Origin of the sequence: Mameliella sp. MMSF_3455 (genome assembly GCF_030733205.1) — a bacterium.
Classification (GTDB): Bacteria; Pseudomonadota; Alphaproteobacteria; order Rhodobacterales; family Rhodobacteraceae; genus Antarctobacter.
In genome coordinates this window covers 21712-40988 of record NZ_JASHJL010000015.1, presented here as the reverse complement: position 1 = coordinate 40988, position 19277 = coordinate 21712, and the positions used below count along the sequence as shown (strand labels likewise).

Sequence of the window (19277 nt, the reverse complement as noted above, 5' to 3'; positions counted from 1 at the left end):
GTTACTCCGCCGCCTCGGTCTGTCCGGCCTCGATGACCTCTGCCCGCTTTTCGACCTCTTCGACGATATGGTCGATCATCTGGTCGTTGGACATCTTGTGGCTGGCCTTGCCGGCCAGGTAGACCATGCCGCTGCCCGCACCGCCGCCGGTAAAACCGACATCTGTCATCAACGCCTCGCCGGGGCCGTTCACGACGCAGCCGATGATCGACAGGCTCATCGGCGTCTTGATGTGTTCCAGCCTTTTTTCAAGCACTTCCACGGTCTTGATCACGTCGAACCCCTGCCGTGCGCAGGAGGGACAAGAGATGATATTGACACCGCGATGGCGCAGGCCAAGCGATTTCAGGATCTCGTAGCCGACTTTGACCTCTTCGACCGGATCCGCCGACAGGGACACGCGGATCGTGTCGCCGATCCCCATCCACAGCAGGTTTCCCAGCCCGATGGCGGATTTGATCGTGCCGGACATCAGGCCCCCGGCCTCGGTGATGCCAAGGTGAATCGGCGCATCGGTCTGTTCGGCAAGCTGCTGGTAGGCGGCCGCGGCCATGAAGACATCCGAGGCCTTGCAGCTGATCTTGAACTCGTGGAAATCGTTGTCCTGCAGGATCTTGATGTGATCCAGCCCGCTTTCGACCATCGCGTCGGGGCACGGTTCGCCGTATTTCTCCAGCAGGTGTTTTTCGAGGCTGCCGGCATTCACGCCGATCCGGATCGAGCAATTGTGATCCCGCGCGGCCTGGATCACCTCCCGCACGCGGTCCTGGCTGCCGATGTTGCCCGGGTTGATGCGCAGGCAGGCGGCGCCGGCCTCGGCGGCCTCGATCCCGCGCTTGTAGTGAAAATGGATGTCGGCGACGATCGGCACCGGGCTTTCGCGCACGATTTCCTTCAGCGCGCGCGAGGAATCCTCATCGGGAACCGACACCCGGACAATGTCAGCCCCCGCTTCAGCTGCGGCCTGCACCTGCTTGATCGTACCGGGAATATCCGTGGTGACCGTGTTGGTCATCGTCTGGACGCTGATCGGCGCATCCCCCCCGACGGGGACATTGCCGACCATGATCTGCCGGGATGTGCGACGATAGATGTTGCGCCACGGGCGGACGTGATTGAGGCTCATGCGCTCTGTCCTGTGTTTGCGTTGGTCTCGAGGCGGACACTAGTCGTTGCGCGCGCCACAGACCAGCCCGTGCGCCATCGCGCCGCGTGTCGTTACTGGTCCTGCAGTTGCAGTTCCGCGACGACCTTGGCCAGTGTCTGGTTCCGGGTCAGATCGGCGACCTGCATCTCGCGCTGGATGTCGCCGGCCGACAGGGCAAGATCACGCCCGAACTGACCGCTGGGCCCATAGGGGCCGTAGGTCTCGCCGTTGACGGCAAAGAAGACGCCGCCCGCATTGCCCGAGAAGATCGTCGGCGCCTGGTCGGTCTGCGGCACCTTGTAGGTGTCGCCCGGCTTCAGCAGCCGCGCCAGCAGTTTCTTGCCCGAGGGCGAGGTGATCTCTACCCAGGTTTCCGCCACGGCCACGACGGTGATGCCGGGCGCGGGTTCGGCGGTGACGCGCGGTACGTTGGGCTGCACGGGTTCCGGCGCGGGCGCCGGTTCCGCCACTTCGACGGGGGCGGGCGCAGGCGCGACCGGCTGCGGCGCAGGAACCGAAGGAGCGGGCGCCGCGGCAATGGCAGCCGCCAGCGCGATGCTTTCGGGCCGTGCAACCGGCGGGACGTTCGGCACGTTCCGCGCCAGGTCGGTAGGGATCGGTTTCTGAGCAGCGGGCTGCACCGGCTCTGCCCGGGCCACCTGCGGCGCGGTCAGGTTCAAATCCCCAAGAACGGAGGCCAAATCCCGGTCCTGTGCGGAATCAGCAATATCGTAGCGATCCACCACGTCCGCCCCGGCAAGAGAGATGTTGCTGGTCACACGCCCCGGTCGACCGGCGGGGCCGTAGGTCCGACCGTCGACGTTGAAGTAGACGGCACCGGATTCGCCGACACGGATACGCGGGCTGGAGGCATCACGCGGCACGGCAAAGGTTTCGCCCGCGTTCAAGACACGAGAGACCAGAACGCCATCGTTCTCGGAACGGACCTCGACCCAGGCGGGACGCACGGCGACGACCGTCACGCCGCTGGCCACGGCAAGCGGGCTGGCAGGCGACGGACCATCAGAGGACTCCGGGATGACGCCTTCGGCAACGAGACGATCCGCCAGCGCCGCGGCGGCCAGCGAACTGTCCTGCACATTCGGCAAACCGCGCGGACCGCCACCGCCGGCAAAGACACCGACACGCTCGGGGTCCAGGGTCGAAATCGGGGCATCGCGCGCCACCAGAACCGGAACATCCAGTGCCTGCGGTCGATAAAGACGATCAAAGGCCTCGGTCGTCGGCGGGGTAAAGACGCCGGCCTGCGTGGTTTCATCACCCTCGTCGCGCGCACTGGGGGCGATGGCCGCTTGAAGCGGGTCCAGTTCGCTAAGCACGATAGGGGTCTGGTCGACAGGCGTCACCTGAACGCGCTGCACCTCTTGCAACACGCGGTAACCGCCGTAACCGATGCCGCCGATCAGGGCCAGCAGCACCAACGAGGACCCCAACGCACCCGGTTCGACCCGGGACAGGATGCTGTCATTTGCAGGGGCGAAGGGCATGCGCGGTTCCGCGATGGAATCGCGGTTGCGCGCGCGTGCCTTGTCATTCTTGGGCTTGCGGATGACAGAGGCCTCTTGCGACATGCCGTGCGCAACGGAAAAGCCGCTTTCCGCGCAGAAATGCGCAAATGCCTCGTCCGGGTCCATCCCGAGGTATCGAGCATAAGAACGGACGTAACCGGCGATGAACCCCGGTGTGTCAAAGGCGGAAGGATCGCAATTCTCGATTGCTGCAATGTAGCTTGCCTTGATGCGCAGCTCTCGCTGAACATCCAGCAGCGACTTGCCCATTGTCGCCCGTTCACCGCGCATGACGTCACCCAGCTTCAGGGTGTAGTCATCAAAGCTTTGTGGCGACTGGTCATCGCCACTGTCGTCACGGTGCTGGGATTTGCGCCCGATCATTGCGAGACTGCCCCATTCTACCCATCATTTATGTGCCTGCCCGGTCCGGGCTACACGATTCGTGCAACCCGGTTATTGCGATAAGGCTAACACATCTCAAGCCATTTGACAGGTATTGGCGGGGTTTAGCCGGCGAGTTCAGCGCGATTCAGCGCACAATGGCTCCACAATTCGTCCATCGCGCCCACCAAACGATCCATTTCGTTCGGGCCATGCACCGGCGAAGGCGTAAAGCGCAGACGTTCGGTGCCACGCGGCACGGTGGGGAAGTTGATCGGCTGGACGTAGATGCCGTAGCCCTCTAGTAGCATGTCGCTCAGCTGCTTGGTGTGGACCGGATCGCCGACGATCACCGGCACGATATGACTGCCGTGATCGATGATCGGCAGCCCCATGCCCTTGAGCCGGGTCTTGAGGATCTTCGCACGTTCCTGGTGCAGATCGCGCAGTTTCTGGCCCTCGGAGGTCTTGAGGAAAGCGACCGAGGCCCGCGCGCCCGCCGCCAGCGCCGGCGCCAGAGAGGTCGAAAAGATGAACCCCGGCGCGTAAGACCGCACCGCGTCACACATTTTCGCCGAGGCAGCGATATAGCCGCCCATCACGCCATAGGCCTTGGCCAGCGTCGCGTTGATAATGTCGATACGGTGCATCAGGCGGTCACGTTCGCATACACCGGCGCCGCGCGGACCGTACATGCCGACCGCGTGCACCTCGTCGATATACGTCAGCGCGCCGAATTCATCCGCCAGGTCGCAGATCGCCTCGATCGGCCCGAAATCGCCATCCATCGAGTAGACAGATTCAAAGGCGATCAGCTTGGGGGCCGCGGGATCGTCCGCTTCCAGCTTGGCGCGCAGATCGTCCAGATCGTTGTGCTTGAAGATGCGCTTGGCGCCACCGTTGCGGCGCACGCCTTCGATCATCGAGGCGTGGTTCAGCTCGTCCGAATAAATGATCAGGCCCGGAAAGAGTTTCGGCAGCGTGCTCAGGGTCGCGTCGTTGGCGACATAGGCGGAGGTGAACAGCAAGGCAGCTTCCTTGCCGTGCAGATCGGCAAGTTCTGCCTCCAGAGCCTTGTGATAGACCGTGGTGCCCGAGATATTGCGCGTCCCGCCCGAACCCGCACCGGTGGCGTCGATGGCCTCGTGCATGGCCTCAAGGACAACCGGATGCTGCCCCATGCCAAGGTAGTCGTTGCCGCACCAGACGGTGATCGGAGTCTCGCTGCCGTCCGGCTTGCGCCAGGTGGCATGCGGGAACTGGCCGTTCTTGCGCTCGATGTCGATGAAGGTGCGGTAACGGCCTTCTTCGTGCAGACGGTTCAGGGCGTCATCCAGTTTCGCGGTGTAGTCCACCGGGCTCCTCCTTCTACTTTCGACCCTCGCCAAGGGGCCGGTGCTGCAGTCACACCCTATTCAATTTCATGAATAACTAACGACCGCGAGGTGATGTGTCCACCGTTTAGAACCGGACCATCCGTCGCATCCTTGATCTGAATCAACGGACTGACCATTACAACTTTGATCGTAGTTACATAATGTCGCGTATCGGAAACATGATTCATTGCCTTGACCCGGCCACGTCCTAACCTGCAAGACGTCTTGGCAGAACCGGAGCAGGCATGACAACCCGAAGCGACATCGAGGCCCTGATCGCGCGCGTCGCATTGCGTGACCGCGGCGCCTTTGGGGCCCTCTACGATGCCACCAGCGGCAAGCTGCTGGCGATTTGCCTGTCGGTGCTGAAAGACCGCGAAGAGGCCGAGGATACCCTGCAGGAGGTCTTTCTGCGCATCTGGAACAAGGCTGACCGCTATGCCGTCACCGGCCACAGCCCGATGACCTGGCTGATCACCATCGCCCGCAACATCGCCATCGACCGCCTGCGTGCGCGCCAGCGCTCGCAATCCGGCCAGGACAGGACGGAAACAGACGCGCTGCCCGATTCCCGCCCCGGGCCCGAGGCCTCGACCATTGCCGCCTCCGAAAGCCAACGCATCGTCAGCTGCCTTGATGAACTGCCGGACCAGCGCGCAAGAGCGGTGCGCGGGGCCTACCTCGAGGGGGCCAGCTATGCCGATCTCGCCGCGCGGTTCGAAGTGCCACTCAACACCATGCGGACCTGGCTGCGCCGGAGTCTGCAGAGCCTCAGGGAGTGCATGTCCCGATGAGCTCTGATCTGCCCGAAATGCCCGAAGACGACGACGATCTGCTCGCCGCGGAATATGTCCTGCGCCTGCTCTCGGCGGATCTCGAAGGCGTGGCCGCGCGCCGCGTGGACGAGGATCCGGAATTTGCCGCCCGTGTCCACCATTGGGAATCCCGCCTTGCGGACCTGGCCGATGAACTGGACGAGGTGAGACCCTCGCCACGGGTGCGGCGTGCGCTGCTGGCCTCTGTTGGCGGGGCGCCGGAATCGCGGGCCCGTCGCTGGTGGCTGGGCGCAGGGCTGGGCGTCGCGACGCTGGCCGCGCTGGCCTATGTCGCTCCCCTGCCCTTCCTGACCCGCGGTCCGGATCTTGGGGCTGAACTGGCCTCTGCCGACGGCGCCTTGCGTTATGAGGCTCAGGTGACCGGTGACGAACTGGTGCTGGCCCGGCTCGAAGGTGGCCCGCGCGAAGGCCGGGCGCTGGAACTCTGGCTGATCGCCCAGGACGATCCGGCACCGGTTTCGCTGGGTGTGCTGCCGGATGCGGATGTGGCCGAGGTCGCGCTGACGCCGGCGTTGGCAGCCCGGATGGCCGGCGGCACACTTGCCGTTTCGGACGAACCGCCCGGCGGTTCGCCCACCGGAGCCCCCACCGGAGAGGTTCTGGCCGCCGCGCCGCTTGTCGAACTCTGATCCCGCTGGACAGTCCCAAGCGGTCTGTTAGCCTCGCCGAAAAATCAGGAGTTCCCATGTCTCTCGACGCCACGCTTGCGCGCATCGACGCCGATCTTCCCGCTGCCCTGGACCGCCTCATGGCGCTCTTGCGGATCCCCTCCATCTCGACCGACCCGGCTTATGCCGACAAGTGTCGGCAGGCGGCGGAGTGGCTGGTCGAGGACCTGAAAAGCCTGGGCATCGCCGCCGAAACCCGGACCACGCCAGGTCACCCGATGGTTGTGGGCCATGTCGAGGGCGATGGCCCGCATGTCCTGTTCTATGGCCATTACGACGTCCAGCCGGTCGACCCGCTAGATCTTTGGGACCGCGATCCCTTTGATCCGGCGATCGAAGAAACGGCCAAGGGCAAGGTCATCCGCGGACGCGGCTCCTCGGACGACAAGGGCCAGCTGATGACCTTTGTCGAGGCCTGCCGGGCGTGGAAGGCGGAACATGGTTCGATGCCTTGCCGCATCACCTTCTTCTTCGAGGGCGAGGAAGAAAGCGGCTCCCCGTCGCTGATCCCGTTCCTGAAGGAAAACAAGGAAGAGCTGAAAGCCGACATCGCCCTGATCTGCGACACCGGCCTGTTCGAAAGCCGCGTGCCCGCGATCATGACCCAGTTGCGCGGGCTGCTGGGCGAGGAAATCACCCTTACAGGCCCGGACAAGGACCTACATTCCGGCATGTACGGCGGCGTTGCGCGCAACCCGATCCGCGTGCTGTCGCGCATTCTGGCCAACCTGCACGACGACAACGGCCACATCCAGGTGCCGCATTTCTACGACGGGGTGCCGGAACTCTCGGACGAGATGAATGCGCAGTGGGAGGCACTGAAATTCGACCACGGCACATTTCTGGGCGACGTCGGCCTGTCGAAACCGGCCGGGGAACAGGATCGCAGCGCTCTGGAAATGATCTGGTCGCGCCCCACGGCCGAGATCAACGGAATCATCGGCGGCTATACCGGCGACGGTTTCAAGACGGTGCTGCCGTCACAGGCCTCGGCCAAGGTCAGCTTCCGGCTCGTCGGCCAGCAGGATCCCCACGCCCTGCGCGAACATTTCCGGGCCTGGGTCCGCGCGCAGTTGCCCGAGGATGTCACGGTCGAATTCCATGGCCACGGCGCCTCGCCCGCCAGCCAGATGCAGACGACGCATCCCGCTTTCGAATCCGCGCGCAGCGTCTTGGGCGCCGAATGGGGGCACGATGCGGCCTTTACCGGCTGTGGCGGTTCGATCCCCGTGGCAGGGTATTTCAAGTCGATCCTCGACATGGACACGATGCTGGTCGGCTGGGGCAAGGACGACGACCAGATCCATTCCCCGAACGAGAAATACGACGTCGAGAGCTTTCACAAGGGCATCCGCAGCTGGGCCCGTATCCTGGACGCGATCCGCTGACGGCGCGCCGCGCCCCCGGTCGACCGGGGGCGCGAACCGGCGGACTTCTTGCGTACCTCGCGAATTGAACGCGAAAGCCCGGTTCTCGCCACATTCCGACGCCAATCCTGCCCGAAAGTTCCGTTAACGATAAATGCATGACCATGCCTTATCGCCCCACCGTCTTCCGCAAGCAGGATCACAGCGACTTCAGCCGCCGCGTCCGCCGTATCGACCCCGAGGCACAGGCCCGCGGCATCGCCGGGCGAGCCCGAGCACAGCCCAAGATGCTGACAGCCGGTCTGACCGGGTTCGGCGCCGCCTATGCGACCGCGGCCATCGCCACCAACCGCGACCGGATCGAATTGGCCCTCAGACAGGAAGGTCTGGCGGCGGACACCCAGCACCTTGTCCTTGCGGCCCTGACTGCGGCATTGGCGGCCACGCTGGTCATGCTGACCTTCCAGGTCTTGCGCGCGGCCCTGACCGCCGGCGTGGCGCGCAAGAATGGACGTGCCTTTTTCCTCGGGGCCGTGGCTGCCTTTGGCATGTTCTATACGCCCGACTTTGTCTGGCAGTTCGGTTTTGACCTGATGGACGGGCGGTCGCAAAATGTCCTTGCCAGTGCCGGATCCTTCTTCGAAGACAAGTTTCCCGGCCTGAACATCGACCAGATCAGCTTTACCTCCTCACGCGCCTTCTAGGTCAGATCAGCCCCATGAACCGGTCGGGCAGCAGGTACTGCTGCGCGTATTCCGGACGCTTGAAGGCATGGAATCCCGTCTCGCCACGCGGTCCCCAGGTCCGCGCCATGCGCTTGCGCACCCAGCCAAGGTCAAAGCCGTTTTCCATCGGCAACTCGGTGAAAGTCTCGAACAGAGCCCTGTCCTCTCCCCGTGCCTCGGCGAACCAGTGACGCCCGATGGCGGTCTCCTGCACGTCGGTCCCGATCTCCTGCGTGACGGAATTCCGGGCGTTCATCGTCTGCACGTAAGTGCCGAAATCGCAGAACTTCAGGTGAAAGAGATACAGCTCATCCGGCGTGATCAGCTTGTCATACTGGGTGAAATGCCCGCCGCGCGCGATCTTGACGCCCCGGCTGATGATGCAGGGCTTGGAATAATGCGGGGCCAGCCGCACATGGCGGCGCGGGCCTAGAATTGGGCCGGTGATTTCGTCGCGTTCGACGTCGATCCGGTGGATGACTTCCAAGCCCAGCGGCGTCAGCACGCGCCGGGGTTTCTGGGTCCGAAGGTAGTCCAGCAACGAACCGCCATGTGCGGGATCCACCACCACCAGCTCATCCACGTCGCCCACGACCACATGCGTGTAGTAGCAACGCAACCCCTGGACAAGATTGTTGAGAAGTCGCCAGCGCTTCATGTCGAAATTTGGATGAGGGTCGCCGGGTATCCCAATGATATTGCAACCTTCTGCAAGCTCCTCCACATCCGCGCCGCGACCGTGATTGACGATGTAGCAATTCTCGCGCCCGAAGGTCTCACCGTAGTGTCGCACCCAGGCCTTCAGGAAAAAGGCATCTCCGCGCACCATAGTCAGCGCCGCCGCCACCGATTGCATCTGCCCTGGCCTCTTTGTCGTTGTTTTGCCGCGCAGACTACCGCAACGACGACGATATGAGAATCGCATTCTCGGCAATGGGCGGCTAGGTTTGCCTCGGGATCAGCACGAGGCGGACATGATCGGACAGGCAGTCGCGAACACCGGGTGGCAGATGGCGAAGGGACCGATCCAGCCCCGGCGGCTCCAGGTGTTCGGCGAACGCTCTTCCGGTACGAATTTCGTCAAGCGGCTGGTGGCACGCAACAGCGCCCTGACCCCGACCGAGGATATGGGCTGGAAACACGGTTTTCCCCACATGACCGCGATCCCGGGCGACATGCTGGTGATCTGCTGCATCCGCGACGCTCGCGCCTGGTCGCTGTCGATGCATGCGAAACCCTGGCATTGCCCGCCCGCAATGCAGCTCTTGCCCTTTGCCGATTTCCTGCGCGCGGAATGGGGCACGATCGCGGATCGCAAACGCTATTTCCCGCAGGTGGCCGAACACGGCGGGATCGGGCAACCCCTTCAGCATGACAGGCATCCACTCACGGGACGCCCCTTTGCCAATCTTCTCGCCCTGAGACAGGCGAAACTGACGGGCCTGTTGTCCTTTTTCGAGCGGGAGTGTTCGGTCGTTTTCTGCCGGCTCGAGGCCGTGCAAGCCGACCCGGAGCATTTTGTCACCGCGCTGTCAGAGAGCTTTGACTTGCCGGTCCATGCGCAGCCATTCCGGCCGGTGGTCAAACGCCTGGGATCGAAGTTCCTGCCCGCCGTGCCCGAACGCCCCGAAACCCCGCGCCGGTTTCCCGAGGCAGACCTTGCCTTCCTGCGGGCGGAACTGGACCTCGCCACCGAAACCGCCCTTGGGTATGACTATGCCTGAGGAAAGATCAGTACGGCCCTGAAATCATTGACGTTTGTCCCCGTGGGCCCGGGGGAAAAGAGATCACCAAGAGCCTCGAAGGCGCTGTAGGGATCCTGCCCCTGGATATAGCCCATCGGATCCTTGCCCTGCGCCCGAAGCCGGTCAAAGCTGCCGCCATCGACAAAGGCCCCTGCGTTGTCCTCGGTCCCGTCGATGCCGTCGCTGTCCGCCGCCAGGGCGGTGATCCCGGTGAGTCCCTCGATGCCCTCGGCGAACCCCATCAGAAAGGCCGTGTTCCGCCCACCGCGCCCGGGGTTCTGCCCCAAGGTCACGGTGGTCTCGCCCCCGGACAACAGAACCACCGGCGCGCGGAATGGCCGGTTGTGCAAGGCGATTTCGCGGGCCATTGCCGCGTGCACGCGCCCCACGTCATAGGCCTCTCCCTCGATCGCGTCAGACAGGATCGCGACCGTCAAACCCGCGGCTTCGACCTGCTCCGCCGCCGCTTCAAGCGACAGGCGCGCCGAAGCGATGACGTGCACGGCATTCCCGTCGAAACAGGCGTCACCCGGCCTTGGCGCGGCGCTTGCTTCACTTGAGATGTGCCTCATAACATTTTCTGGCAAAACAATATTTCGCGCCTTTATCATGGCAAGCGCATCCTGCCGGGTCACCGCATCCGGTACGGTCGGCCCGGATGCGACCTGTGCAGGATCGTCGCCAGGAACATCCGACACCACCAGAGAGACCACTCTTGCCGGATGCGCTGCGGCGGCCAGCCGCCCTCCCTTGATGCCGCTGACATGCTTGCGGATGGCATTCATCACGCCAATCGGCGCACCGGATGCCAGCAACGCCCGGTTCAGCGCCTGCTCATCTTCCAGGGACAGCCCCGCAGGTGGCGCGGGCAGCAGAGCCGAACCACCACCACAGACCAGTGCGACCACAAGATCATGCTCTGTCAGCCCCTCGACCGCGCGAAAGACCGCCTCTGTCGCCCTCAGGCCGGCCTCGTCCGGCACCGGGTGCGCGGCCTCCATAACCGGCAAATGGCGGCAGGGGGTGGCATAGCCATAACGCGTGACCACGACGCCCTCGACCGGATCCTGCCAGAGCTCCTCGAAGGCGGCCGCCAGCTGCGCAGCCCCCTTGCCCAGAGCAACGACCACGGTCCGTCCTTTTGGCTTGTCCGGCAGCACCCCGGCAAGAGCCCGTTTGGGATCCGCCGCAGCCACCGCGACCTCGAACAGGTCGGTCAGAAAGCGTCGTTCGTCCATGTTCTGTCCTTGTTTCTTTCCTGTCGCGTCAAGGGGTTTGGCCGTCAGCCTTCGGCGTGCATCCGCGCGAGGCGTTCGACGTTTTCACGCACATGATCCAGCGGCGGGCAACTCCGGCGCGTCTCCAACGAGACATGCAACATGAACTGATCACCGGTGGCCAGCACTTCTCCGTCCGACGCACGTTTCATCTCGTGCCAGAGGCGCAGCTTTTTGCCCTCGCCCAAGGTTATGCGCGTTTCGACAAAAATCTCTTCTCCGGCAAGTGTTTCCGCCAGGTACTTGATGTTGGTTTCCGCGGTGAAATAGCTGTTGCCCGCGTCGATATAGGCCTGGTCGGCGCCGACATGCGTCATCAGTTCCTCGGAGGCGTCCGAGAAGACCTGCCCATAGCGCCCTTCGTTCATGTGACCGTTCAGATCGGTCCAGTCCACCGGCACGATCCGCCGCACGGTCACCATTGGCACGGTTTCCTCCAGCGGGCCACGCATCCGGTCGTCCTGCGCCCGGATCAGCCTGCCCGCCGCAGCGCCCTGCATCTTGAGCGCCCGCAGGATCGCCACGAGGTTGTCGTCCCGCAGCCGTTCCAGTTCACGGATCGACAGATGCCCGGATTGCGCGTCCGACTGCTCGGCGATCAGGTCGACCAGCTCGTCGGTGAACTCGGGCACATCCATCAACTTGGTCCAGGGCCAGGACAGGCACGGCCCGAACTGGGCCATGAAATGCCGCATCCCGGCCTCGCCACCGGCCACGCGGTAGGTCTCGAACAGGCCCATCTGCGCCCAACGCAAGCCAAAGCCATAGCGGATGGCGTTGTCGATCTCTTCGGTGGTGGCGATCCCGTCCTTGACCAGCCACAGCGCCTCGCGCCAGACCGCCTCAAGGAAACGGTCCGCGATATGGGCGTCGATCTCGGCCCGGACATGCAGCGGGTACATGCCGATATCGGTCAGGATCTCGCCCGCCTTTTCGACGAAATCAGGCGCTGCCCCCTCACCCGGGACCAGTTCCACAAGCGGCAAGAGGTAGACCGGGTTGAAGGGATGCGCGACGACGATCTGGCCGGGGCGTGCCGCGCCCTCCTGCAGCTGCGAGGGTTTGAACCCGCTGGTCGAAGAGGCCAGCACCGCGCCGGGTGCGCAGGCGGCCTGGATCTCGGCATAGACCCTGTGTTTCAGGTCCAGCCGTTCCGGGACGCTTTCCTGAATGAACTCGGCGCCTTCGACGGCCTCGGCAAGGCTGTCGTGGAAACTGATCGGGCCCGGCGCCGGCATCGGCGCCTCGAACAGCATGGGCAGGGCGCGCGCGGCCCCGGCCATGACCTCATCGATCTTGCGCGCGGCCTCGGGGTCGGGGTCGTAGACCCGCACCTCCCAGCCCATCAGCGCGAAACGCGCCGCCCAGCCGCCGCCGATGACACCACCGCCGATGATCGCTGCCCGTCTTGCCACGTCACACTCCCTGTTTGATTTCGTTTCCACCCTAAGCGGCCCTTTATCTGACCGAAAGTGCCCCGCGCCCTCTGCGCGCTCTCAAGGCGCCAGTGTTTCCGTATGCCCGTCGATCGCCAGGATCTGCCCGGAAATCTTGCGGGCCGCGGGCGAAGAGAGCCAGAGAACCGTCTCGGCGATTTCTTCTGCGGTGACCCAGCTGCGCAGCGAGACACCGCGCACATAGAGCGCACGCACCTCCTCGGGGCCAAGGCCCGACGCCGCGCTTTCCATCGCGACAACCCTGTCCATCCGGTCGCCCTCGACCGCGCCGGGGCAGATCGCGTTCACCCGCACGCCCGCCGGGCCCAGTTCCATCGCAAGCGTCTTGGTCAGCCCGACGATGGCCCATTTGGCCGAGGCATAGGGCGCGCGCAACGGGTAGCCATGCAGGCCGGCGGTCGAACTGGTCAACACGATCAGCCCGTCGCCCTGCGTGCGCATGACCCGCGCCGCCCAGCGGCAGGTCAGGAAGGCACCCGTCAGGTTGACGTCGATACAGGCCCGCCAGGCGTCCAGGTCCAGCGTTTCGATCCGGCCCGCCTGCCCGGCCGTTCCGGCATTGGCACAGACCACGTCCACCCCGCCAAAGCTCTCTTCGACCCGGGCAAGAAAGGCGGTCATGGCGACCTCGTCGGTCACATCGACGACCTCTGCCAGGGCCTTTGGATGCGCGGCGCGAAACTCGCTGACCACGGATGGATCGATGTCGCAGACCGCCACCCGATCGCCCCGGGCCAGAAATCCCTCGGCCATGGCCCGGCCAAGCCCGGCGGCCCCTGCGGTGATCAGAACCCGGTTCATCCCTGCTCCAACCGTTCGAGGTCATAGCCATACCAGACCAGGATTTCTCGCGCGGCACGCAAACGCTCACCGGGCTTGCCGCTCCGGTCCATGATCCAGACCCTTCGTCCGTCGGGATCGCCAAGGACCGCCGTCCTGTTGTCGGCGTCGATCCAGTAGACCCAAACCGGCGCACCATCGAGTGCCAGCCGTCCCTGCCCCTCATCCCTGACCGGCATCGCGCGCCCACCAATCACCGCTTGTCGTGCATCGAACCGCACCCGCGTGCCGGGTGGCAGCCCCGCGCCCTGCACAACCAGCCATTCCCCGCTGAGACGCCCCAAAGCCGCATCCGCCTGCGAGGCCACGGGCGCCGTGGGATTGCGCAGGGGCAGATCGCCTCTGGGCGGGGCGGCAGCGCATCCGGCCAGCGCGAGGACAAGACACAAGGCCCTCACGCCAAACGCTCCGCGACGACCCTAGCCAGAACCTTGCCAAAGCGGTGATGCGCCTCCGGCTCCCAGTGGACACCGTCCTTGGGCGATACGGTGACGTGATCTCCGGCGCGCAGGAAGCCGCACCCCTGCCGCTCGGCCGCTGCCGCGATGAACGCTTCGATCCCGTCCTGCCGCGCCTCCGCTCCGGCAAAGACCTCGCGCAGGGTGCCGGTTTCCTGCACCGGAGCAGGTGAGACAAGGACAATATCGCCCACCACACCTTCGGCGCGCGCCATGAGCGTCAGCCGTTCGACAGAGCGTGCGATTTCCCAGGCACTGACGGAAAAGCGGATCTTCAGGTCGTTGGTGCCCAGCATCAGCACCATCAGGTCGATCGGCTTGTGACTGTGCAGGATGGCAGGCAGCACCGTGGCCCCGTTGCGCATCCCGCCCTCGACCACGTCGTCATGCACGGTGGTACGTCCGGGCAGCCCCTCGTCGATGACGCGAAAACCGGCCCCCAGCTCGGCGGCCAGAACATCGGGCCAGCGATCGCCGGGCGGATGGCGCAGGTCGACCCCGGGCGCCGGAAGGGGCGCCGTACCGTGGGTGTTGCTGTCGCCGTAACACAGGATCGTCTTCATGCCGCCCTCCCCGCTTTGCGCCCATCCAGACGGCATCGCAAGGGGGCGTCAATCCCTCAAATGCAGGGTTTCAGCTTGTTTCTTGCGCTGCGACAAGGCACAACACCTGATGTTGACCCTGCGTCCGCACCCCAAGGCCCGCTGCCACACGAGAGGCCCATGCGCGACAGCGATGACCAAAATGCGTCCTTGCGCGGGGCGCGGCACGCGCGGCTGTTCGCGTTGTACCAGCAGGAACACCTGCCGGATGACGACGTGCCTGCCCCCATCGCGCGGGAACCGGCCCTCACGCCTGAAGAGGCGCGCCGCCTGCAAGAGACGGCCATTGCCTCTCTCAGCCGCGGAACCCCGTGGCGACAACGAATTTTTCGCTTGAATCGGACCGGCTCGCCGGCGGCTTGAAATTCGCGACTTTCCCGAACCGGCGCTTGAGTTCGGCCTGAAGGCTGCCTTCGGCCCCGCCCTGCAACACCTTGGCGACAAAGGTGCCGCCCTCCTCCAGCACGTCGAAGGCCAGATAGGCCGCCGCTTCGCACAGGGCGATGATCCGCAAATGGTCGGTCTGTTTGTGCCCTGAAGAGGCCGCGGCCATGTCCGACATGACCACATCGGCCTTGCCGCCCAGCCAGGCCTTGACCTTGTCGTCGGCACCGTCCTCCATGAAGTCCAGCTGATGGATCTCGGCGCCCGGGATCGGCTCGACCTCTTGCAGGTCGACACCCAGGACAAAGCCCTGCGCCTTGCCCTGCTTTTCCCCCAATGCATTGACCCGAGGCACCGCCACCTGGCACCAGCCGCCGGGCGCACAGCCCAGGTCGACCACCCGTGCGCCGGGCACGAGGAACCGGTACTTGTCGTCGATTTCCAGGATCTTGAAGGCCGCGCGGCCGCGGAACCCCTCGTCCTTGGCGCGTTTGACGTAAGGGTCGTTCAGCTGCCGTTGCAGCCAGCGCGTCGAGGAAAGCTTGCGCCCCCGCGCGGTCTTGACCTTGACCTTGAGGTCACGCTGCCCGCGCCCCGAGCTGTTCTTGCCGCCGGAATTACTGCCTGTGGGTTTCTTCGCCATCTCACCGCGACCTTGCTTTGGGAACCCCTTGCATACGCCAATGTGGCGCCACTCGAAAGACCGTTCCCATCCGCGACAGGCCTGTTGCCTTTTCAAGGCGAACGCGACCAAATGACGGTGCGATACCGCGACAGGAGAGCCCCATGGCATACTACGACATTTTCCTTGCCCCGATCCCGGATGCCAAGAAAGCCGCCTACGGCGATTTCGTCAAATTCACCCAGGACATGTTCATCGGTCTCGGCGCGACGGATGTCGTCGATCTCTGGCCCAGCGATGTGCCCGATGGCGAGGTCACGTCGCTTCCGCTGGCGGTCAAGCTGCAAGAGGGCGAAAGCGTCGCCGCCGGATACATCGTCTGGCCGTCGAAAGAGGTCCGCGATGCCGGCTGGGGCAAGATGATGAGCGACGAGGACCCCTTCGACATGCCCTTCGACGGCAAGCGCATGATCTTTGGCGGGTTCGAAGAGCTGTTGCGCACCACCGCCTGAGCGGTGCGCCCGTCAGAGCGGGCCGTCCTCCAGCACGCCATCGGCGGACATCTGGGCGTATAGCAGCCCCTCGCGCAGGCCCCGGTCGGCCACCGACAGCCGGTCGGTCGGCCAGAGCCGGAGCAGCGCCTGCAGGATCGCCGACCCGCTCATGATCAGCGCATGACGGTCCGGGCCGATGCGCGGGTCCTTGCGGCGGCCCGCCGGTCCCATCGCAAGGTACCGCTGGATCACCGCCTCGATCTGGTCCGAGGACATGCGCAGCCCGTCCACCTTGGTCCGGTCGTAACGGCGCAGTCCCAGGTGAGAGGCGGCGACGGTCGTGACCGTGCCAGAGGTGCCGACGATCTGGAACCCCTCGCGGGCCTGTTCATCCTGGTAGGGCGCGAACTCGGCCAGATTCTCTTCGAAATACCAGCTCATCAGCGCATATCGCGCGGCATCGTCCATGACGTCGGAAAACTGGTCACGCAGCGTCGCCACACCCAGAGGCACGCTGATCCAGTCCACGACCTTGGCCGAGGGGAACGGGCTGTCGGGCGGATGAAATCCCGCGTGCAGGCGCATGATCGCGCGCGGCCTTTCGCGGGGCGCGACCTTGCTGAGATCGATCCAGACAAGTTCCGTCGATCCGCCGCCGATATCCACCACCAAAAGCTGTTCAGTCTTGGTCGAGACCAGCGGCGCACAGGAAATAACCGCAAGCCGCGCCTCTTCCTCGGGCTGGATGATTTCCATCTTCAGCCCGGTTTCCCTTTGGATGTGACGGATGAACTCACGTGCGTTGCGTGCCCGCCGACAGGCCTCTGTCGCGACCAGCCGCATCCGCGTCACCTTGTGGCGTTCGATTTTCTGACGGCAGACGTGCAGCGCCGACACCGTACGCCCCATCGAGGCGCGGCTGAGCCGCCCAGTCTTTTCGAGCCCGTATCCAAGCTGGACGGACTTCGAGAAGCTGTCGACCACATGGAACTGGCTGCCCTTTGGCTGGGCAATCAGCATGCGGCAACTGTTTGTACCCAGATCCAGCGCCGCGTAGAGCGCGTTGGGATCTGGCCGTGACGGCGCGGGGCTCTCGACCGGTTTCGGGAAAGCGCCCGCAGCCTTGGGACGCTTTGGCGCCATGACGTCGCGCCTTTTCCGAGATCAACTTGCCCTCACGATACGCGCCGATCCCCTATCGCGCAAGCATCATGTATCCGGGGTCCCAGCGGATTGACAAAGTAATCGCGCAGGTAGTCGTACTGGGCGTCCAACAGCGGGCGCAGCCGGTCGAGCGTGCGCCCCTCCAGGTCGAAAATCGACAGCTTTGCGCCGCTGGAATTGGCATGCGGCATCCGGACCGTCACGCCGGTGCGCCGGCTCAGGTCCGCCGCCAGGTCGTCCAGCTCACCGGTGCGGTAGACCCGGTCGTAATCGCTGCGCAGGTCGGGCCCCAGGAACAGCTCGGCCCCAAGGACGTGGTGCTTTACGATGGATGACTTGCGCCGGTAGCGCGGCAAGCGGCAAAAGAAAGTGTCGGGATCCGGGGCCACCGGCAGGCCGCCTGCCGCGCGCACCCTGGGGCTGTCCTTGAGCGCCCGCCGTTTGACCACGATGTCCGTATAGCAGGACATCAGCCGCCCCGCCGGATCCCGCACCACGCAGAACCGAAAGAAATCGGCGTGTTCGGACCAGCGACCGGGATGAAACCGCCGTGTCTGGTAGATCCGGTGCCAGGTCTGGAAATCAAGCTTGTCCGGAACGGCCACGCAGGGGTCCAGCATCGCCAGCGCCATTTTCACCGATGAACACCCCGCCTTTGGCAAGGCGGCATAGGCCAGCTTCCAGGCGTCGATTGCAATGACCAAGGCGCGTCCCCTCCCCTTGCCTGCCCTGCGGCCGTCAGGGCCACGCGGCAAGAATCGGAGGCAAACCTTAATTTTCCTCATCTAGATGGTGAGAACTTCTGACCTTTGTTGCGGTTGGAACCCGGACGCACCCGGCATAAGCTGTCGCGCATGGTGCGGGACAAGTCGAAAATCGACCCGTGCCCATGTCGTACCGCGCGTAAAGAAGCAAGAAGAAGCAAGGGAATCGGACCTATGGCAGAGCTGACCATCGTCTACTGGCGCGACATCCCCGCCCAGGTCATCGTGGGCAAGGGCCGCCGTGGCGCCAAGGTCCAACTGCCCGAACGGTTCGAGCAGGCCATCGACCGCGCTGCCATGAAAACTGGCGCCGCCGAGACGGATGCCTATCTTGCAGAGTGGCGCAAGGTGGCCTCCGGCACGGTCGAGGGCGACCCGCAGGAAGCCGCAAACGCCGAAGCCGCTCGGCTCGAGGCGGAGTTCGATCAAGAGCGCATCAAGGCGCTTATCGCCAACGACGGCTGGGCCTGAGGCCCGGTTCACGACATGACCCTTAAGGAGACGCTCATGGCCCTCTTGAACTTCCGCAAGCGCGACGAGGCCCCCAGGACCGGCAACCCCGACATGGAGGCCTTCCTGCAGAATTACTCGATCGAGGTCATGCCGCGCACGGCCTCCAAGGTCGAGGATTTCCGCGCGCTCCTGCCCGAGGGCACCCGCGTCTACATCGCCCACATCGAGGGCACTCCGATCGAGGAAATGGTCGCCACGGCCAAGCGCCTGTCCGGCGAGGGCTACAACGTCATGCCGCATTTCCCGGCCCGCATCATCAAGGATGCCGCGACGCTGGAAAACTGGATCGCCATGTACCAGGGCGAGGCGGGCGTCGAACAGGCGCTGCTGCTGGCCGGTGGCGTGGCAGAGCCGCACGGCGACTTCCACAGCTCGATGCAACTGATGGAGACAGGTCTCTTTGACAAGGCGGGATTCAAACGCCTGCACGTCGCCGGCCACCCCGAAGGCAACAAGGACATCGACCCGGACGGCGGCGATGCCACCGTGATGGAGGCGCTGCGCTGGAAACAGTCGTTCAGCGAACGCACCGACGCGCAAATGGCCCTGGCCACCCAGTTCGCCTTTGACGCCGGTCCGATCATCACCTGGGCCAACCGCCTGAAATCCGAAGGCATCGACCTGCCCGTGCACATCGGCATCGCGGGCCCGGCCAAGCTGCAGACGCTGATCAAGTTCGCCATCGCCTGCGGTGTCGGCCCCTCTCTCAAGGTCCTGCAAAAGCGCGCGATGGACGTGTCCAAGCTTCTGCTGCCTTACGAGCCGACCGAGGTCCTGTCGCAGCTTGCGGCACACAAGGCGGCCAATCCGGATTTCAACATCGAACAGGTCCACTTTTTCCCGCTGGGCGGCATCAAGACGAACGCCGAATGGGCCATCGCCAATGGCGGCGCCGCGACCCTTCCCGCAGCGGCACACGGCTGAG

20 protein-coding genes are annotated in these 19277 nt (G+C 64.6%); 8 read left to right on the top strand and 12 right to left on the bottom strand.

Translation table 11 applies throughout. The features are described 5' to 3' along the window. Window position 1: 1 nt before the first annotated feature. The 3 genes from ispG to hemA all read right to left on the bottom strand — a co-directional run bounded on the left by ispG (window position 2) and on the right by hemA (window position 4415). A complete protein-coding gene (ispG, locus tag RBB42_RS12775; protein WP_305969806.1) occupies window positions 2–1126 on the bottom strand; it encodes a flavodoxin-dependent (E)-4-hydroxy-3-methylbut-2-enyl-diphosphate synthase in 1125 nt (374 codons plus the stop codon). Window positions 1127–1218: 92 nt separating this feature from the next. After that, on the bottom strand, window positions 1219–3060 hold the full coding sequence (locus tag RBB42_RS12770; RefSeq protein WP_305969805.1) for a helix-turn-helix domain-containing protein: 1842 nt from the start codon (window positions 3058–3060) through the stop codon (window positions 1219–1221). A gap of 125 nt (window positions 3061–3185) precedes the next feature. Next, window positions 3186–4415, bottom strand: a complete 1230-nt coding sequence (gene hemA / locus RBB42_RS12765; RefSeq protein ID WP_305969804.1) for a 5-aminolevulinate synthase — start codon at window positions 4413–4415, stop codon at window positions 3186–3188. Window positions 4416–4681: 266 nt separating this feature from the next. Here hemA and RBB42_RS12760 point away from each other — a divergent pair, with 266 nt between their 5' ends. From RBB42_RS12760 to RBB42_RS12745, 4 genes are all read left to right on the top strand, one after another. Next, window positions 4682–5230, top strand: a complete 549-nt coding sequence (locus tag RBB42_RS12760) for a sigma-70 family RNA polymerase sigma factor (RefSeq protein WP_305969803.1) — start codon at window positions 4682–4684, stop codon at window positions 5228–5230. Beyond that, window positions 5227–5901: an anti-sigma factor gene (locus RBB42_RS12755; RefSeq protein WP_305969802.1), complete on the top strand. Its 675-nt coding sequence runs from the start codon at window positions 5227–5229 to the stop codon at window positions 5899–5901. Before RBB42_RS12760 ends, RBB42_RS12755 begins: the two co-directional genes overlap by 4 nt. Window positions 5902–5957: 56 nt before the next feature. Continuing rightward, window positions 5958–7328, top strand: coding sequence for a M20/M25/M40 family metallo-hydrolase (locus RBB42_RS12750; protein ID WP_305969801.1), 1371 nt, complete (start codon window positions 5958–5960; stop codon window positions 7326–7328). A gap of 143 nt (window positions 7329–7471) precedes the next feature. Beyond that, entirely contained in the window at window positions 7472–8011 is a 540-nt protein-coding gene (locus RBB42_RS12745; protein WP_306043387.1) for a hypothetical protein, read from the top strand. A 1-nt stretch (window position 8012) separates the two neighbouring features. Here the strand turns inward: RBB42_RS12745 and RBB42_RS12740 are convergent, their stop codons facing one another. Beyond that, window positions 8013–8888 carry a glycosyltransferase family protein gene (locus tag RBB42_RS12740; protein WP_305969799.1) on the bottom strand — a complete coding sequence of 292 codons (876 nt, stop codon included), beginning with the start codon at window positions 8886–8888 and terminating at the stop codon, window positions 8013–8015. 118 nt (window positions 8889–9006) lie between these two features. Between RBB42_RS12740 and RBB42_RS12735 the strand changes: the two genes are divergently transcribed. Then, window positions 9007–9756, top strand: a complete 750-nt coding sequence (locus RBB42_RS12735) for a hypothetical protein (RefSeq protein ID WP_305969798.1) — start codon at window positions 9007–9009, stop codon at window positions 9754–9756. On the opposite strand, the gene RBB42_RS12730 is transcribed toward RBB42_RS12735, so the two are convergent. From RBB42_RS12730 to RBB42_RS12705, 6 genes are all read right to left on the bottom strand, one after another. After that, complete coding sequence (locus tag RBB42_RS12730; protein WP_305969797.1) at window positions 9747–11015, bottom strand: glycerate kinase type-2 family protein; 1269 nt, start codon at window positions 11013–11015, stop codon at window positions 9747–9749. The genes RBB42_RS12735 and RBB42_RS12730 overlap by 10 nt on opposite strands. Before the next feature lie 44 nt (window positions 11016–11059). Continuing rightward, window positions 11060–12469 carry a carnitine 3-dehydrogenase gene (locus RBB42_RS12725; protein ID WP_305969796.1) on the bottom strand — a complete coding sequence of 470 codons (1410 nt, stop codon included), beginning with the start codon at window positions 12467–12469 and terminating at the stop codon, window positions 11060–11062. Between the two features lie 81 nt (window positions 12470–12550). Then, window positions 12551–13312, bottom strand: a complete 762-nt coding sequence (locus RBB42_RS12720; RefSeq protein ID WP_305969795.1) for an SDR family oxidoreductase — start codon at window positions 13310–13312, stop codon at window positions 12551–12553. After that, the gene (locus RBB42_RS12715; RefSeq protein WP_305969794.1) at window positions 13309–13749 is read right to left on the bottom strand and encodes a lipocalin family protein; all 441 of its coding nucleotides are present in this window, start codon (window positions 13747–13749) and stop codon (window positions 13309–13311) included. Before RBB42_RS12715 ends, RBB42_RS12720 begins: the two co-directional genes overlap by 4 nt. Further along, the gene (locus RBB42_RS12710) at window positions 13746–14372 is read right to left on the bottom strand and encodes a GDSL-type esterase/lipase family protein (protein ID WP_305969793.1); all 627 of its coding nucleotides are present in this window, start codon (window positions 14370–14372) and stop codon (window positions 13746–13748) included. Before RBB42_RS12710 ends, RBB42_RS12715 begins: the two co-directional genes overlap by 4 nt. 334 nt (window positions 14373–14706) lie before the next feature. Beyond that, window positions 14707–15438 carry an RlmE family RNA methyltransferase gene (locus RBB42_RS12705; protein ID WP_305969792.1) on the bottom strand — a complete coding sequence of 244 codons (732 nt, stop codon included), beginning with the start codon at window positions 15436–15438 and terminating at the stop codon, window positions 14707–14709. Between the two features lie 143 nt (window positions 15439–15581). On the opposite strand from RBB42_RS12705, the gene RBB42_RS12700 reads away from it, so the two are divergent. Next, on the top strand, window positions 15582–15929 hold the full coding sequence (locus RBB42_RS12700) for a DUF1428 domain-containing protein (protein ID WP_305969791.1): 348 nt from the start codon (window positions 15582–15584) through the stop codon (window positions 15927–15929). Between the two features lie 12 nt (window positions 15930–15941). Here the strand turns inward: RBB42_RS12700 and RBB42_RS12695 are convergent, their stop codons facing one another. Together RBB42_RS12695 and RBB42_RS12690 are read right to left on the bottom strand one after the other, a co-directional pair. Continuing rightward, the gene (locus tag RBB42_RS12695) at window positions 15942–17054 is read right to left on the bottom strand and encodes a Ppx/GppA phosphatase family protein (RefSeq protein WP_043138673.1); all 1113 of its coding nucleotides are present in this window, start codon (window positions 17052–17054) and stop codon (window positions 15942–15944) included. A 32-nt stretch (window positions 17055–17086) separates the two neighbouring features. Next, window positions 17087–17779 (bottom strand): sulfotransferase family 2 domain-containing protein, encoded by a 693-nt coding sequence (locus tag RBB42_RS12690; RefSeq protein WP_305969789.1) that lies wholly within the window; start codon window positions 17777–17779, stop codon window positions 17087–17089. A 234-nt stretch (window positions 17780–18013) separates the two neighbouring features. On the opposite strand from RBB42_RS12690, the gene RBB42_RS12685 reads away from it, so the two are divergent. Both RBB42_RS12685 and RBB42_RS12680 read left to right on the top strand, forming a co-directional pair. Further along, window positions 18014–18310 carry a virulence factor gene (locus RBB42_RS12685; protein WP_300436932.1) on the top strand — a complete coding sequence of 99 codons (297 nt, stop codon included), beginning with the start codon at window positions 18014–18016 and terminating at the stop codon, window positions 18308–18310. A 36-nt stretch (window positions 18311–18346) separates the two neighbouring features. Next, entirely contained in the window at window positions 18347–19276 is a 930-nt protein-coding gene (locus RBB42_RS12680; RefSeq protein ID WP_305969788.1) for a methylenetetrahydrofolate reductase, read from the top strand. The last annotated feature ends 1 nt before the right edge of the window (window position 19277 follow it).